Here is a 16,978-nt window from a genome sequence, read left to right as displayed (position 1 = left end):
TAAAGAAATATAAAAGTTCAGCAATTTATAGAAATGCTGAACTTTTTATTATAAGTATATTACATATAATCTTAATTTATATGGTTAAATTATTATTTATTAGAATTAGAAAATTCTAAGTATTCATCAAATGTCATAGTTCTATCAACTATAGAACCATCATCTTTAATATCTATGATTCTATTTGCTATAGTTTGAACGAACTGATGGTCATGAGAAGCAAATAATATATTACTATTATAATCTTTCAAACCATTATTTACAGCTGTAATTGATTCAAGGTCAAGGTGATTCGTAGGTTGATCTAACATTAATACATTAGCATTAGAAAGCATCATTTTAGACAACATACATCTAACTTTTTCTCCTCCTGATAATACATTGGCTTCTTTTAATGCTTCCTCACCAGAGAATAACATTCTGCCTAGGAATCCTCTGATATAGCTTTCAGATTTTTCCTCTGAATATTGTCTAAGCCAATCTACTAAAGAAAGATTGCAATCGTCAAAGTATTTTGAGTTATCAGCTGGGAAGTAAGCATTAGTTATAGTTATTCCCCATTTATATTCACCGTTATCTGGTTCCATTTCTCCAGATAATATTTTGAATAATGTAGTTACGGCTATTTCATTACCAATAAGAGCAATTTTATCACCTTTATTTACTATGAAATTTACGTTATCTAATACTTTAACACCATCTACTGTTTTTGATAAATCTTTAACCATTAAGATATCATTACCAACTTCTCTTTCAGGTTTAAAACCTACAAATGGATATTTTCTACTTGATGGTTGAATATCATCTAAAGTAATTTTATCCAAAAGTTTTTTACGAGAAGTAGCCTGCTTAGATTTAGAAGCATTAGCACTAAATCTTGCAATAAAGTCCTGTAATTCCTTAATCTTTTCTTCCTTTTTCTTGTTTTGATCTTTTGACATTTGAAGAGCTAATTGACTTGATTCATACCAGAAGTCATAGTTACCTACATAAATTTTTATCTTTCCAAAGTCAACGTCAGCCATTTGAGTACAAACTGAATTTAAGAAGTGTCTATCATGCGATACAACTATAACAGTTCCATCAAAGTTACCTAAAAAGTCTTCTAACCAGTTTACAGCCTTTAAATCAAGACCGTTAGTAGGTTCGTCTAGAATTAGTATTCCAGGATTACCAAATAAGGCTTGAGCTAAAAGAACTTTAATTTTTTCTCCACCAGTCAATTCTGATACATTTTTAAAGTGAAGATCAGTTCCTATGCCTAATCCTTGTAAAAGTGAAGATGCTTCGGATTCTGCTTCCCAACCATTAAGTTCAGCAAATTCACCTTCTAATTCAGATGCTTTAATTCCATCTTCATCAGAAAAGTCAGGTTTAGCATAAATTTCATCTTTTTCCTTCATTATTTGGTATAGTCTTTCATTTCCCATTATTACAGTTTCTAGGACTTGAAAATTATCATACTTATAATGTTCTTGTTTTAAAACGGACATTCTTAAATTAGGAGCAATTGTAACTTCTCCAGTATTAGGTTCTATTTCACCTGATAATATTTTTAAGAATGTACTCTTTCCAGCTCCATTAGCACCAATAACTCCATAACAATTTCCTGGAGTGAATTTAAGGTTGACATCTTCAAAAAGCTTACGTCCACCAAATCTCAAACTAACATTTGATACGTTTATCAATATATTTCGACCTCATTTCTTCTTAATTGTAATAATGCACAATTAGGGAAAAAATCCTTTCTATCGTTAAAATATGTTATCATAAATTAATTTGGAATTTCATCCTTAATTGTGCATCGTATAAATAGTTTAACTACATGTTGCTTATTATATCATATAATTAATGATTTTTGCATTTTTAAGTATTTCTATAATTTTAAATTTTTGTATTATTACTTAATTAAAATTAATATTATTTATAATTTTTGGCACGCCCAAAACATTCATCTATTATTTTTTCACTCATACGTCTATAAAGATTACTCATGCTAACATATGCGCATATAAGTAGAAGTTTCTCTTCATAGTCTCCTAAAGAATTATCTTCATTACTTATTAGATTTGTAATATTATCATAAATTTTAGTTGAGGAAGATTTTAAATCATCTAAGTTTGAATCATATATATCAAGAAAGGATTGGTATATATCATGTAATGGATATTCTTCTTCTTTTTCAAAAGCATTAATTATGGGGCTCAAGATAGTTTTTATATCTGTAAGGGACAGTGCACCTTTTAAATTATAAATTAACCCCATTAAAATAAGATGACTTTTAGTATACTTCTTATTTTTAATTTTCATTAAAAGATTACCTTTGGCGTAGTTATTAATCATAGTTTTAGTAAGAACTTTGTCATCATCATTTCTTTTAGTGTAGCTTAATTTACTTTCAAATAGCTGCATTACTTGATCCATATATAAATCAATTTCAGGAAAATCATTTAAGTTAATGTTATTAGATGATTTTTGTGAATTTATATATGCATCAATATTAAAGTCATTCATATAATTTCACTCCTCACATAGTAATAGAAACTATGTCATTATTATAATTTTAATATTATCGAAAAGAAGTAGATAATTCAAGCATTTATGGGTAAAATACTATTTAATAAATAGAAAATAAACAAAAATAGGGTTGCAATATAAAAAAAAATATGAAATAATTCTAATATAGCAACACGTAGTTATTAAAACTACGTGGGAATAAATGGGAGGGTAAAAGAATGGAGAAATATTTAAGAGAACCTATTAATGGATTAACTCATTTTATTGGAGCAGTTCTATCATTATTTGCATTAATAGCAATGCTAGTAAAGGTATATACAAGGGGAAGTTCTACAATAACGTTTGTATCAGTTTTATTTTTCGGGATAAGTATGATTTTATTATATAGCGCATCAGCAACATATCATTCAGTAATAGCAAATGATAAAGTAATAAAAATTCTAAAACGATTGGATCATTCTATGATATTTATATTAATAGCAGGGTCATATGCACCATTTTGCCTAGTGGCGTTAAATGGAAAGGTAGGAATAAATCTATTTCTAGCAGTAACAATATGTGCAGTAATCGGAATTGCATTTAAATTATGTTGGGTAACTTGTCCTAGATGGCTCAGCAGTAGCATGTATATAGGAATTGGGTGGTTTGCAATATTTGCCATATATCCAATGTCTCAAGTTTTATCTTCATTTGGACTATCATGGTTAGTTCTTGGAGGAATAATGTATACAATAGGTGGAATAATATACGCATTAAAATCAGATAAAATAAAAGTATGGCTCTTTGGAAGACATGAAATATTTCATATATTTATTATGTTGGGAACCCTTTGTCATTTTATTTGTGTATTTGTATATATAATTTAAATTAGAATTTTAAGTTGCATTAATCTAGTAGATTATATAGTGGATAAAAGAAATACTTATTTTAAATAAATTTAGTATTCCTTTTATCCTTATTTTTTTATAAAAATATAATTACATTCATATGGAACTAGATTGTTTTATTATAAAACATCTTTTAAAACTTGATAAGATATATTAGGTATAGTAAGATAAATTATAAAGAATAAATAGACTTTAAGGGGATGGAAAAATGGGCTTTCGTCAAAGGTTAAAAGATGCTAGTAGAATAGTAGTAAAGGTTGGATCATCAACATTAACTTATGATAATGGAAATATTAATTTAAGTAGAATTGAAAAGCTAACGCGCGTATTATCTGATGTAGTTAATTCAGGTAAGCAGGTTACGCTTGTTACATCAGGTGCAGTTGCTGTTGGTGTTAATAAATTAAAATTGAAAGAAAAGCCCGAAAGTATAAGAGAAAAGCAAGCAGTAGCAGCAGTTGGACAATGCGAACTAATGCATATATATAGTAAATTTTTTGGAGAATATAGCCATGTGGTTGGGCAAGTGTTACTCACAAGAGATGTAGTAGAAGATGATCATATTAGGGAAAATGTATGCAATACATTTGAAACTTTATTAGATAATAAGATAATTCCTATAGTAAATGAGAATGATACAGTTTCAATAGATGAAATTGAGAATATAGTTAGATTTGGTGATAATGATAATTTATCGGCAATAGTTGCATCATTAATTAACGCAGATTTGTTAATAATTTTATCTGATATAGATGGGTTCTATGATTCAGACCCAAGGAATAATGAGAGTGCAAAATTACTAAATGAAGTTAGAGAAATAACTCCTGAGTTAGAAGAGTGCGCTGGAGGTGCAGGATCAAATCTAGGAACTGGTGGAATGATCACAAAATTATCAGCAGCTAAGACATCCACAAAAGCAGGAGTAGATATGATTTTAGCGAATGGAAGTGAACCAGATATAATAATAGATATTTTGAAGGGTGAAGAAATAGGAACTTTATTTGTATCGTAGGTAAAATAAGAAATGGGGGCTAAAAATGAGTGAGTTAATAATTAAAGGACAAAATGCTAAAAATGCTTCTTATGATCTTGGTATTGCATCAACAAAGCAAAAAGATGATGCACTTATGATTATGGCAGAAGAGTTGATAAAGGCAAAAGGAGATATAATATCAGCTAATAAGATAGATTTGGATGCGGCAGTATTGAAAGGTACTTCAAAAGCTATGCTAGATAGATTAGCACTTACAGATGAAAGAATAGAAAGTATGGCAGCAGGGATTAAAGATGTTATAAAACTTCAAGATCCAATAGGTGAGGTAATATCTATGTGGCAAAGACCTAATGGATTACAAATAGGTCAGAAGAGAGTACCGTTAGGAGTTATTGGAATAATTTATGAAGCAAGGCCTAATGTAACTTGTGATGCAGCAGGACTTTGTATAAAGACTGGAAATGCTGTTATTCTAAGAGGCGGAAGTGAAGCTATTAATTCTAATAAAGCTATAGTTAAGGCATTAACAAAAGGAATTGAAAGATCTGGTTTGCCTAAGGCTTCAGTACAGTTAGTAGAAGATACAAGTAGAGAAGTTGCAACTGAAATGATGAGATTAAATGAATTTATAGATGTTCTTATTCCAAGAGGTGGAGCAGGATTAATTCAAGCTGTTCTTAAAAATGCTACTGTTCCAGTTATAGAAACAGGAACAGGCAATTGTCATATATATGTAGATAGAGACTGCGATTTTGAAATGGCAAAAAACATTGTTATTAATGCAAAAGCATCAAGACCTTCTGTTTGTAATGCAGCTGAAAAGTTACTTATAAATGAAAAGATAGTGGAGGACTTTTTGCCGATAGTAGTTAAGGCCTTAAGAGAAAACGGCGTTGCTGTTAAAGGTGATGAAGTATCACAATCTATAATTAACGACATTGAGAAGGCTGCTGAAGAGGATTGGGGAAAAGAATATTTAGATTATATAATTGCCGTAAAAGTAGTTAAAGATGTAGATGAAGCAATTTCGCATATAAATAAATATGGAACAGGGCATTCGGAAGCAATTATTACAGAGAGCTATAAAAATTCACAAAAGTTTTTACAAAGAGTTGATGCAGCAGCTGTATATGTTAACGCATCAACAAGATTTACAGATGGTTCAGAGTTTGGTTTTGGTGCAGAAATAGGAATAAGCACTCAAAAGTTACATGCCAGAGGTCCAATGGGACTTAAAGAATTAACAACAATCAAATATATAATTTATGGAAATGGCCAAATAAGATAATACAGAGAATATAAAGAATATTATTTCATGATATTCTTTATATTCTTATATATTATAATAATTAAAGATAATAAATTAATATTTTCATGAATAAATCAACATAATTAGGTATTGCCAAGGAAATAATCTTAAAATATATAAAGTGTGTTGTAATAACATATAAATATTTATATGATAAAATAATAATATTAAATAGACTTTATAACTGTAAAAAAGTATAGTATAATCCAATGTGAAAACGTATCAAATGGATCTAAAAAGGGGGATGATAATCGTGAAAATAGCATTAATAGCACATGACAAAAAGAAGGAAGATATTATTGAATTTTCAAAGAAGTATAAGGATGTACTAGCTAAATATGAGCTAGTTGCTACAGGAACAACTGGAACGAAGATATCAGAAGCAACAGGTCTTGAAGTTAAGAGATATTTATCTGGTCCATATGGAGGAGATCAACAATTAGGTGGTCGTATTGCAGAAGGAAAGATTGATCTAGTAATATTTTTTACAGATCCATTGACAGCGCAACCTCATGAACCAGATGTATCAGCATTGCTTAGAGTTTGTAATGTACATAATGTAGCTGTTGTTACTAATATAAAAACAGCAGAACTTATAATTAAACAATTTTAAATTATGGACAAACCAGTTAAAATCATATATACAAAAACAAAATGTACTTATCAAATGATAAGTACATTTTTAGAAAAAGTAGTGTTAAATTTGAGATAGGTCAATTCAGAATTAACTGTAACTGCCTAAATTTTCTGAATATTTTATTAATTATATAATAACATAAATTATATAAATTTGCAATTAGCAATCATTTGTGTATAAATGGAGTATGAACATGATTATAATTCTAAGGTAATAGCAAGGAAATATAGCTTGTAAACTAATAGAATATCTTAAAAGGAAGGATTATAATGACTGATTTAAACAGATATACATTAATAACTGGTGGTAGTGACGGAATTGGATTTGAGTTAGCAAAGATCTATGCCAAAAATAAAGATAATTTAATTATTATAGCAAAAGACGAAATTAAGCTAAGGAATGCTAAAAGTAGGATTGAAGATCAATATGGAGTAATTGTAGAAATAATTCAATGTGACCTATCTGTGGATAAAGGTTATAAAAAGATAATAGAAGTTGTGGAAGAAAAGAATTTAATTGTGGATAATTTAATAAATAATGCAGGCATAGGTTGCTTTGGTTTTTTTCATGATTTAGAAGATGGACTTGAAGAAAAGATAATAAATATAAATATTACAGCATTGACTATGCTTACAAAGTACTTTTCTAAAAAGATGGTTGAGAGAAGACATGGAGGCATCTTAAATGTGGCATCAACAGCAGCATTTATTGGTGGTCCTAAAATGTCTATATATTATTCAAGCAAGGCATATGTTTTATCATTAACAGAAGCAATCCATGATGAGTTGAAAGATTTGGGAATCAGGGTAAGTTGCCTTTGTCCTGGGCCTGTAAGGACATCATTTCAAGAGAAGGCTGGTATAAAAAAGTCACAAAGATCTAAAAGATATTTAATGAATGCTAGTGATATAGCAAAATATGCTTACAGAGAATTTTCAATGGGCAAGACAATAATTATTCCAGGATATAAAAATAAGCTGTTGATTTTAGGAAATAAATTAATCCCTAGAGCGTTAGGAAGAAGAATTATATTAAAGAATAATAGTTAGTATTTATATTAGCTATTATTCTTTTTTTATATAAATATGCATGTATTATATCGATTTAAATATGGCATTATTATAATAAATATTTAGTTACTTAATTAGGATACATATTTTAATTCACATATAATTAAGGATTAATATACAAAAGTAATTATTTGAATTAATGGTATATTTATATCTAAAATAAAAAAAAAATGAATAAAAATTCAAATAAGTGTATTTTTATGCTTTATATAATCTTATTTTTATGATAAGATTTATATATTGAATAAATTAAAAATAAATAAGCAATAGACAATAAGTAATAAATAAAAATAATTATATTAAATATTAAACTATCCTTAAATTATCTTGACACAGGATTATCTATCAACTAGAATAGTTAGAAAGAGAAATTTTAAAAGTTAAGATACACTTTAACTTGGTCCTGTGAGGCCAAAAAGGGAAGCATAACTATGATATTTGAAAGCTGAATGAAAAATTTCATAGCTTATTTTTTGAATTCAAATATTTGTATGGTATATCACAGGATAGTGAAGAGATCAGGTTTTCTGAAATCTCTTTATTATCCTTTTGTTTTATATTAAACAAAGATTCATAAGGTGTAGTTTTAGCAAAAATATATTTGTAGGAGGCTTAAGTATGAAAGCAAAGCTTATATTAGAAAACGGCATGATTTTTGAAGGAAAAGCTTTTGGATATCTAAAAGAAAGCGTTGGGGAAGTAGTATTTACAACTGGAATGACAGGTTATCAAGAAGTACTTACTGATCCATCTTATTACGGACAAATAGTAACGATGACTTACCCTTTAATAGGGAATTATGGGATAAACCTTGAAGATATGGAGTCTGATTCAATAAAAGTAAGGGGTTTTATTGTTAGAGAAAAATGTAATATGCCAAGTAACTTTAGATGTGAATTAGAACTTGAAGATTTTTTAAAACAAGGAAAAGTTATTGGCCTGGAAGGAATAGATACAAGAGCTTTAACTAAGGTTTTAAGAAATAGTGGTACTATGAGAGGCATTATAGCACTAGAAGATGTTGACGATGAATATGTGAAAGAAAAAATAGCAGGATTTTCTACTAAGGAAGCTGTAAAGACTGTTACAACAAGTAAGTCTTATGTGGTTGAAGGAACAGGAAAACATATTGCGGTTATGGATTTCGGTATAAAGACTAATATAATAAGAAATTTCAAAAAGAGAGGCTGCAAATTAACTATATTCCCAGCAACAGCAACAGCAGAAGAAGTTTTAAATATTAACCCGGACTTAATATTTTTATCTAATGGACCTGGGGATCCAGAAGATTTAGATTTTGCCATAGAAAATATTAAAAAATTAGTTGGAAAGAAACCAATAACAGGTATTTGCTTAGGGCATCAATTATTGGGATTAGCGTTAGGTGGTAAAACTACTAAATTGAAGTTTGGACATAGGGGATGCAACCATCCTGTTAAAGATTTAGAAGCTAATATTGTGCATATAACTTCGCAAAATCACGGGTATGTAGTAGAGAAGTTACCAGATGACATGGAAGTTACTCACGTTAATATAAATGATGGAACTGTAGAAGGAATGAAACATAAGACTTTACCAATATACTCAGTTCAATTTCATCCAGAAGCATCAGCAGGTCCAAAAGACAGTGAATATATATTTGATAAGTTCTTAGAATATGCACTATAGGAGGTTTTAGTAAAATGCCATTAAATAAAGATATAAAAAAAGTTTTAGTTATAGGATCAGGTCCGATAGTCATAGGTCAAGCAGCAGAGTTCGATTACTCTGGAACTCAAGCTTGTGAAGCATTAAAATCAGAAGGTATAGAAGTTGTACTTGTAAATTCAAACCCTGCAACAATAATGACTGATAAAGAAGTTGCAGATAAAGTTTATTTAGAGCCATTAACATTAGAATTTGTTGAAAAAGTAATAGCTAAGGAAAGACCAGACAGCTTACTTGCAGGAATGGGTGGTCAAACAGGACTTAACCTTGCAGTAGAATTACATGATTCTGGTATATTAGAAAAATACAATGTAAAAGTAATCGGAACCTCTATTGCATCAATTAAAGAAGGTGAAGATAGAGAGTTATTTAGAGATATGATGAATAGGATTGGAGAACCAGTTATAAAGAGTGAAATTGTAACTGACTTAACTGCAGGTTTGGAGTTCGCTAATAAGATTGGTTATCCAGTTATAGTTAGACCAGCTTATACATTAGGAGGATCTGGCGGTGGTATCGCTGATGACGAGGAACAACTTAGAACCATATTAGAATCGGGACTTCAACTAAGCACAATTGGTCAAGTTCTACTTGAAAAGAGCGTTAAGGGGTGGAAAGAAGTAGAGTACGAAGTAATGAGAGACTCTTATGGAAACTGTATTACTGTATGTAATATGGAAAATATAGATCCTGTTGGTATACACACTGGAGATAGTATAGTTGTAGCTCCATCACAAACTCTTTCAGATAAAGAATATCAAATGCTTAGAACAGCATCAATAAATATAATAAATGCAGTTGGAATTGAAGGTGGATGTAATGTACAGTTCTCACTAAATCCAAATAGTTTTGAATATGCAGTTATAGAAATAAATCCGAGAGTTTCAAGAAGTTCAGCACTAGCATCAAAAGCAACAGGATATCCCATTGCAAAACTTGCTGCTAAAATAGCTCTTGGATATGGATTAGACGAAATAAAAAATGCTGTTACACAAAAAACATATGCGTGTTTCGAACCAACACTTGATTATGTTGTAGTAAAAATACCAAAATGGCCTTTCGATAAATTCTTTGGTGCTGACAGAGAACTTGGAACAAAAATGATGGCAACTGGAGAAATTATGGCTATTGGAGCCAATTTTGAGCAAGCGTTTTTAAAAGGAATTAGAAGCTTAGAAATAGGAAAATATTCATTAGATCATAATAAATTTAAAGAATATAGTATTTCAAAATTAAAGAGCATAGTAATGAAGCCTGATGATGAAAGAATCTTTGCATTAGCTGAGATGATAAGAAGAGATTACATGATAGATAGAATAAATAAAATTACTGGAATCGATATGTTTTTCTTAGAAAAAATAAAGTGGATAGTTGAAGAAGAACAAAGATTAAAATTAAGTAAAATAGAAGATTTAGATAAGGAATGGTTACATCATTTAAAGAAAAAAGGATTTTCTGATAAAGCTATAGCTGATATGCTAAAGGTTAGTCCAGACGATGTATATAGATTAAGAGACATATGGAGTATAAAGCCTTCATATAAAATGGTTGATACTTGTGGAGGAGAATTTGAAGCATTATCTCCATACTATTACTCAACTTATGAGCAATATGATGAAGTAGAAGTATCAAATAATAAAAAAGTTATAGTTATAGGTTCAGGTCCAATAAGAATAGGGCAAGGTATTGAATTTGACTACGCTTCAGTACATTGCATAAAAGCACTAAAGAAACTTGGAATTGAAACTATTATAGTTAATAACAACCCAGAAACAGTAAGTACTGATTTTGATGTATCAGATAAGTTATATTTTGAGCCATTAACAGAAGAAGATGTTTTAAATATAATAGAAAAAGAAAAACCAGATGGTGTAATACTTCAATTTGGTGGGCAAACAGCTATTAAGCTTGCAAACTTCTTAAAGGAACAAAATATTGTAACGCTTGGAACTACAGCAGATCAAATAGATATGGCTGAAGATAGAGAAAAGTTTGATGAATTACTAGAAAGATTAGGAATATCAAGACCAAAAGGTAAAGGAATATGGTCTTTAGAAGAAGGATTAGAAGAAGCTAAGAGATTAAAGTTCCCAGTACTTGTTAGACCTTCATATGTAATTGGTGGGCAAGGAATGGAAATAACTCATGACGAAGAAGAGTTAACATACTACTTAGAAAATGCTTTCGCTAAAGACAGTAAAAATCCAATACTTATAGATAAATATCTAATGGGCAGAGAAATAGAAGTAGATGCCATATCAGATGGAGAGAATATTTTAATACCGGGTATAATGGAACACTTAGAAAGAGCTGGAGTTCATTCAGGGGATAGTGTAACTATGTATCCAAGCCAAAATATATCTGACAAAATTAAAGCTGATGTATTAGAGTATACTAAAAAATTAGCATTAGCAATTGGGATAAAGGGTATGATAAATATTCAATTCATAGAATTTGAAGGAGAATTATATGTAATTGAAGTTAATCCAAGAGCATCAAGAACAGTACCATATATAAGCAAAGTAAGTGGAGTTCCAATAGTAGATTTAGCTACACAAGTAATGCTTGGCGCTAAATTAAAGGAATTGGGATATGGAATAGATGTATATAAAGAACCTGAACTAGTTTCAGTTAAAGTTCCAGTATTCTCAACTCAAAAATTACCTAATGTTGAAGTAAGCTTAGGACCTGAAATGAGATCAACAGGAGAAGTTTTAGGAGTTGGTAGAAATATAAAGGAAGCACTTTACAAAGGATTTGTTGGAGCGTATATGTATCCTTCAAAGGAAAAAGGAAAAATACTTGCTACAATAAATAAGCATGATAAGGCAGAATTCCTACCAATAGCAAAAGATTTAGCATCAGTAGGATACAAATTTATTGCAACATCAGGAACTTGCGCTTTATTGAAGGAAGCAGGTATAGAAGTAGAAGAAATAAGAAAGATAGATGAAGAAGAACCAAATATTTTAGATATAGTTAAAAACAGAGAAGTAGACTTAGTTGTAAATACTCCAACAAAAGGAAATGATTCGAAAAGAGATGGTTTCTTAATAAGAAGAGCAGCAGTTGAGAGAAACTTAGGAGTGATTACAGCATTAGATACATTAAGGGCAATTGCAGATGTGGAACTTGAGAAGTTTGATGAGAATAAGGATTTGGAAGTATTCAATATAGCAAAATAAAAATTAATGAGTTAAAGCAGTATTAAAAAGACTACTCAAGTTACTGCACTTATTTAAAAATTAAAACTAGGATATGGCAGATGATATCCTAGTTTTTTTCATGAAATATATTATTAAAAGGAAATATTGACAAGTGAACATATGTTCTGTATAATACAATTAATGAACATATGTTTGCTAAGGAGATGTGTATTATGAACGAATCGGGAAATTTTTTTGTTAAGTTAAACTGTAAAAGCATTGATAATATTAGAAGCTTAATTATAGATAAACAGGGTAATTACATAAAACAACAAGAAAAATACATAATGTGTGCTGGAAAGTATGATAAAAATGGTTGGACGTTAGTTTTTAGAGCTAAAAGTTTTAAAGAAGCTGAAGCATTAGCAAATTTGAATCCATTTCTAAATAGAAGAAGCATAAATTAAAGTACATAAAATCTAGATGAATTTTCATACTATATATCTAAACTTTCATTCATTAACTAGTGAAAAATTAAAGAATATATAAAAAATAAGCTACAAAAATTTTATAATTTAGTAGCTTATTTTATATTTCATATTTTATATCAGAAATGACAATTGAAAGATTTTCTATTAAATTGACTTTAGAACCAATTTTATTAGGATAATCGCTTTTAAGTATTTTTATAGTTGGTCTTAATGGAAAGTTAGGCATAGTCTCTTCAACTACTCCTACATCACCATTGCTAAGGCTTACAATTGTCCCCTGAGGGAATGGAATAACAATTTTACAGAATACGTTAAGCATATCATGATCAAAGAGTGTTCCGGCATTTGACATTAAGTATTCGAGTGCATCACTAGGACACATAGCTCTTTTATAAGGCCTGTCAGAAGTTAATGCATCATAAACATCTGCAATACTTACAATTCTAGCGAGATAGCTAATTTTATTACCAGATATACTATTAGGGTAACCTAGTCCATCAAATCTCTCATGATGTTGCAGAACTATAAGTTTGATATGAGAGCTTAAGCTAAAAAAGTTATTCAAAAATTTATATCCATATAGAGAATGATTTTTTATTACTTCAAATTCTTCAGGTGTTAATTTACCTGGCTTTTGAAGAATTTCACTTGGAATAAATGATTTTCCTATATCATGAATTAGCGCACCAATGCAGAGATAAGTTAGATTGCGCTTAGATAAATTTAAGCTGATTCCAAGTATAAGTGATATTACAGCAACATTTACACAATGAGCATAAGTATAATTATCCATGCTCTTTATATCAACTAAAGAAATCAGTATATTTTTATTAGATAAAACATTATCTAATAACTCTTCTGCTATATTAGTAATTGAATTGAAATATTGTTGTTCCTGCTTTGTATACTCACTAATACTCCTCTTTTCAAATTTATGAACAGAAGCTATTCTTTCTATATCAGAGAATGTTTCTTTAATTACAGATATAGATTTTTGCCTTAATTCTGGCTTTATAACATCTTCAATTTCAGCAGAACTATAGTCATCAATTATATATAAAGAGAATATTTTATATTCCTTAATTTTTTGCAAAATAATATCGTTTAACAGAATACCAGCTCTAAGTAGACATCTACCATCAGGGGTATATATGTCTTTGCCTAGCAATGAATTTTCTCTTACACATTCAATTGGAATTAATCGCATGATTATACCTCACCAAATTAATAATAATCATTATATCATAAATAACATGTAAATTTATACAATGATAATGCAAAAATCTTAAAATAATATCTAAAATTCGCATATATATGAAAATATTTTTATATAAAAAGACGTTTATTTTGAATGACATAGAGTTTTTTGATAAAATTATATTTAATAATGTAATTAAAAAGGTTATGTAAATAAGTTAATATTTGATAATTCATTTAATTATCAAGTTTAGTAGATGGAAAGCAGAAATTATAGACATTGGATAAATAAAGTAATAAAATATTTGTAGATAAAATATATTAAAGAATAATAAATCGGATTTATGTTTACTTTTTTATCATTGTAATTTTAAATATTAGTTAATACTTAAGATTCAACCAAAATTATTTTTAGATTTGAAATGTGGTTTCATATATCTGATTAGTTATTTGTGCATACCTAAATATTTGAAAAAATGGAGTGAGGACGTTTTGAATATAAAAACTGACCCCATAGGATTTTTTGATTCAGGGGTAGGAGGTTTAAGCGTGATGAGAGAAGCAATATCTATCATGCCTAATGAAAACTTTATATATTTCGGAGATTCAAAGAATGCACCCTATGGAACTAAGAAAGTAAGTGAGGTAAGAGATCTTACAATTGATGCTGTTGAGTTTTTACTAAGTAAAAATGTTAAAGCGGTTGTAATAGCCTGCAACACTGCAACTAGTGCAGCAATAGAAGAGATTAGAAGTAAATATAAACAGATATCCATAATAGGAATAGAGCCAGCATTAAAGCCAGCTGTTAAGTTAAATAGAAAAGGTCAAATAATAATAATGGCAACGCCTATGACATTGAGGGAAAAGAAATTTAAATTATTAATGGATAAATATAAAAATGAGGCTGATATAATATCATTACCATGTGCAGGGCTAGTAGAATTTATAGAACAGGGAATAGTAGAGGGCGAAGATCTAGAGTATTACTTAAAGGAAAAATTCAAAGATTACTTAGATAATGATATAAGCTCCATAGTTCTTGGCTGTACTCATTATCCATTTATAAAAAAGGTTTTATCAAACGTTATTGGAAAGGAAATACCTCTTATTGATGGTGGATTTGGTACTGTTCAAGAATTGAAGAGGAAGTTAATTGAAAGTGGTTTACTAAATGATTCTAAAGAAAAGGGGAATATAGAAATTTGTAATTCAATAAATGATGATAAAGTGATAGATTTTTGTTATAGTTTAATTAATTTTAAAATATAAATATGATTCAGATTTATTGAGATATATAATATAAGGATGAATTTAAATTTATGTTTTAGATAATAATACTAATTAAGATTGATATCGAGAGGAGAATATTTAAAGATGAAGAATCCAATTATTACAATGACTATGGAAAATGGTGGAGTTATAAAAGCAGAATTATATCCTGAGGCAGCACCAAATACAGTGAGAAATTTTGTAGACTTAATCAATAGAGGATTTTATGATGGTCTAATATTTCATAGAGTTATTCCAAATTTCATGATTCAAGGGGGATGCCCAGAAGGAACAGGTATTGGTGGCCCAGGATATTCAATAAAGGGAGAGTTTACAGGCAATGGTTTTAAGAATACTTTAAAACATACAAGAGGAGTATTATCAATGGCTAGAGCTATGCATCCAGATTCAGCAGGAAGCCAATTTTTCATTATGGTAGCTGATGCTCCACATTTAGATGGCCAGTATGCATCATTTGGTAAGGTTATTGAAGGAATGGAAGTAGCTGATAAGATTGTTGCACAAAAAACTGATATGTCAGATAGGCCTTATGAAGATCAAGTAATAAAAAGTGTTACAGTAGATATGCAAGGGGAAGAAATAAAAGAGCCTGAAATAATTGAAGAGTAAAAAATACCATTCTACAAGACTATAGTAAGTAAAAAGAAGAGAGGTGTCATGGATGGCTACAAATAATAAATGTATATTAGCGTATGGATTAAAAGAGGATGAAATTAAGAAAATTGAGAGTCAGAATATTAAAGTTATAGAAATTAATAAGAATATGACTTTAATGACATTAGAAGATATAATTAATGGAAACAAAAATGAAGATTCTTACGATGAAATGCAGTTGAGTGAAAAGGCACTAATTTTCAATGGATTTAAGGATGAACAATTGAAAGTTACTATTAGATATATTAGAAGCTTTATTCAAGGTGGAGTACTTGCTGTATCTACAGCACAGAATTACAAGTGGACTTTTAAATATCTATTAGAGCACTTAATTGAAGAAAGAGAATGGTATAAAGAACAACAAAAGGGGAGAAAGTAAAGTGAGTCGTGTAGGAGAAAATATAAAACAAGCTAGAGAAAAGAGCGGACTTACGGTTAAAGCTTTAGCTAAAAAACTAGGTGTAGCAGAAAAATATTTAAATGAAGTTGAAATGGGAAGAAAAGTTGCACCTGAATCACTAATAGATAAAGCGGGCAAGGTATTAAAAGCTGATTTAAATGACATAAGCATGGTTGTTACCGATGAAGTATTGATGGAAGAAAGAAAAACTTTAAAGGAAATTCCTAAAAGAAATGTAGAAAGTTCAGAAGTTTGGACTGATGCTTTCTCATCAGTACTTAGAAGTGTTCCAATATATGATTATTCACTATCTAATAAAAAGGGTTCTAAAGAGATGCCTATTCATTCAAATAAAATCGAGAATTATCCTCAAGATAAAGTATTTTATTTAGAAATTGAAGATGATGAAATGAATGGATTTAGAATGCTAAAGGGTGATGTTGCATTTGCACATGCTGTGAAGGATATAAGTAATAGCGGATTTTTCTTAATAGATTATAAGGGAAAAAGGAAAGTAAGACAAATAAAGGTATTAGGTAATTCTAAATTACTTTTAGTAAGCAATGCTGGAAGTCTTCTTACTGAAACCATGGAATTAAAAGAAGTAGATGTAATTGCTAAATTAGAAAGACTAGAGATTACATTATAAACAACTAATGTAAGAACTCTTATATTG

15 protein-coding genes are annotated in these 16,978 nt (G+C 29.3%); 12 read left to right on the top strand and 3 right to left on the bottom strand.

The window, feature by feature from the left end; translation table 11 throughout:
• Positions 1 to 92 precede the first annotated feature (92 nt).
• Both L1S46_RS14660 and L1S46_RS14655 read right to left on the bottom strand, forming a co-directional pair.
• The gene (locus L1S46_RS14660) at positions 93 to 1,688 is read right to left on the bottom strand and encodes an ATP-binding cassette domain-containing protein (RefSeq protein ID WP_238900330.1); all 1,596 of its coding nucleotides are present in this window, start codon (positions 1,686 to 1,688) and stop codon (positions 93 to 95) included.
• Positions 1,689 to 1,920: 232 nt separating this feature from the next.
• The gene (locus L1S46_RS14655; RefSeq protein ID WP_238900329.1) at positions 1,921 to 2,514 is read right to left on the bottom strand and encodes a DUF1836 domain-containing protein; all 594 of its coding nucleotides are present in this window, start codon (positions 2,512 to 2,514) and stop codon (positions 1,921 to 1,923) included.
• Between the two features lie 221 nt (positions 2,515 to 2,735).
• Between L1S46_RS14655 and L1S46_RS14650 the strand changes: the two genes are divergently transcribed.
• The 8 genes from L1S46_RS14650 (at position 2,736) to L1S46_RS14615 (ending at position 12,734) form a co-directional block, all read left to right on the top strand.
• Positions 2,736 to 3,383, top strand: a complete 648-nt coding sequence (locus L1S46_RS14650; protein ID WP_017209552.1) for a hemolysin III family protein — start codon at positions 2,736 to 2,738, stop codon at positions 3,381 to 3,383.
• Positions 3,384 to 3,612: 229 nt separating this feature from the next.
• Entirely contained in the window at positions 3,613 to 4,416 is an 804-nt protein-coding gene (proB, locus tag L1S46_RS14645) for a glutamate 5-kinase (protein WP_065416596.1), read from the top strand.
• 25 nt (positions 4,417 to 4,441) lie between these two features.
• A complete protein-coding gene (locus L1S46_RS14640) occupies positions 4,442 to 5,686 on the top strand; it encodes a glutamate-5-semialdehyde dehydrogenase (RefSeq protein WP_238900328.1) in 1,245 nt (414 codons plus the stop codon).
• Between the two features lie 274 nt (positions 5,687 to 5,960).
• Complete coding sequence (mgsA, locus tag L1S46_RS14635; protein WP_011967391.1) at positions 5,961 to 6,320, top strand: methylglyoxal synthase; 360 nt, start codon at positions 5,961 to 5,963, stop codon at positions 6,318 to 6,320.
• 293 nt (positions 6,321 to 6,613) lie between these two features.
• On the top strand, positions 6,614 to 7,393 hold the full coding sequence (locus L1S46_RS14630; RefSeq protein WP_238900327.1) for an SDR family oxidoreductase: 780 nt from the start codon (positions 6,614 to 6,616) through the stop codon (positions 7,391 to 7,393).
• A gap of 639 nt (positions 7,394 to 8,032) precedes the next feature.
• Positions 8,033 to 9,082, top strand: a complete 1,050-nt coding sequence (carA, locus tag L1S46_RS14625; protein ID WP_238900326.1) for a glutamine-hydrolyzing carbamoyl-phosphate synthase small subunit — start codon at positions 8,033 to 8,035, stop codon at positions 9,080 to 9,082.
• Between the two features lie 14 nt (positions 9,083 to 9,096).
• Positions 9,097 to 12,306, top strand: coding sequence for a carbamoyl-phosphate synthase large subunit (gene carB / locus L1S46_RS14620; protein ID WP_238900325.1), 3,210 nt, complete (start codon positions 9,097 to 9,099; stop codon positions 12,304 to 12,306).
• Between the two features lie 194 nt (positions 12,307 to 12,500).
• Positions 12,501 to 12,734: a hypothetical protein gene (locus L1S46_RS14615; RefSeq protein ID WP_017209546.1), complete on the top strand. Its 234-nt coding sequence runs from the start codon at positions 12,501 to 12,503 to the stop codon at positions 12,732 to 12,734.
• Positions 12,735 to 12,855: 121 nt separating this feature from the next.
• Here L1S46_RS14615 and L1S46_RS14610 read toward each other — a convergent pair whose 3' ends face one another.
• Positions 12,856 to 13,965: an HD-GYP domain-containing protein gene (locus tag L1S46_RS14610; RefSeq protein ID WP_077854044.1), complete on the bottom strand. Its 1,110-nt coding sequence runs from the start codon at positions 13,963 to 13,965 to the stop codon at positions 12,856 to 12,858.
• A gap of 482 nt (positions 13,966 to 14,447) precedes the next feature.
• Here L1S46_RS14610 and murI point away from each other — a divergent pair, with 482 nt between their 5' ends.
• From murI to L1S46_RS14590, 4 genes are all read left to right on the top strand, one after another.
• Positions 14,448 to 15,227, top strand: a complete 780-nt coding sequence (gene murI, locus L1S46_RS14605; RefSeq protein ID WP_238900324.1) for a glutamate racemase — start codon at positions 14,448 to 14,450, stop codon at positions 15,225 to 15,227.
• Between the two features lie 105 nt (positions 15,228 to 15,332).
• Positions 15,333 to 15,857, top strand: a complete 525-nt coding sequence (locus L1S46_RS14600) for a peptidylprolyl isomerase (protein WP_039773411.1) — start codon at positions 15,333 to 15,335, stop codon at positions 15,855 to 15,857.
• Positions 15,858 to 15,909: 52 nt separating this feature from the next.
• Positions 15,910 to 16,281 (top strand): DUF3783 domain-containing protein, encoded by a 372-nt coding sequence (locus L1S46_RS14595; RefSeq protein WP_011967399.1) that lies wholly within the window; start codon positions 15,910 to 15,912, stop codon positions 16,279 to 16,281.
• Position 16,282: 1 nt separating this feature from the next.
• Positions 16,283 to 16,951 (top strand): helix-turn-helix transcriptional regulator, encoded by a 669-nt coding sequence (locus L1S46_RS14590; protein WP_011967400.1) that lies wholly within the window; start codon positions 16,283 to 16,285, stop codon positions 16,949 to 16,951.
• Positions 16,952 to 16,978 lie beyond the last annotated feature (27 nt).

The organism is Clostridium sp. YIM B02500, from assembly GCF_022324665.1.
GTDB lineage: Bacteria > Bacillota > Clostridia > Clostridiales > Clostridiaceae > Clostridium > Clostridium beijerinckii.
This window is presented reverse-complemented; position numbering and strand designations above follow the sequence as displayed.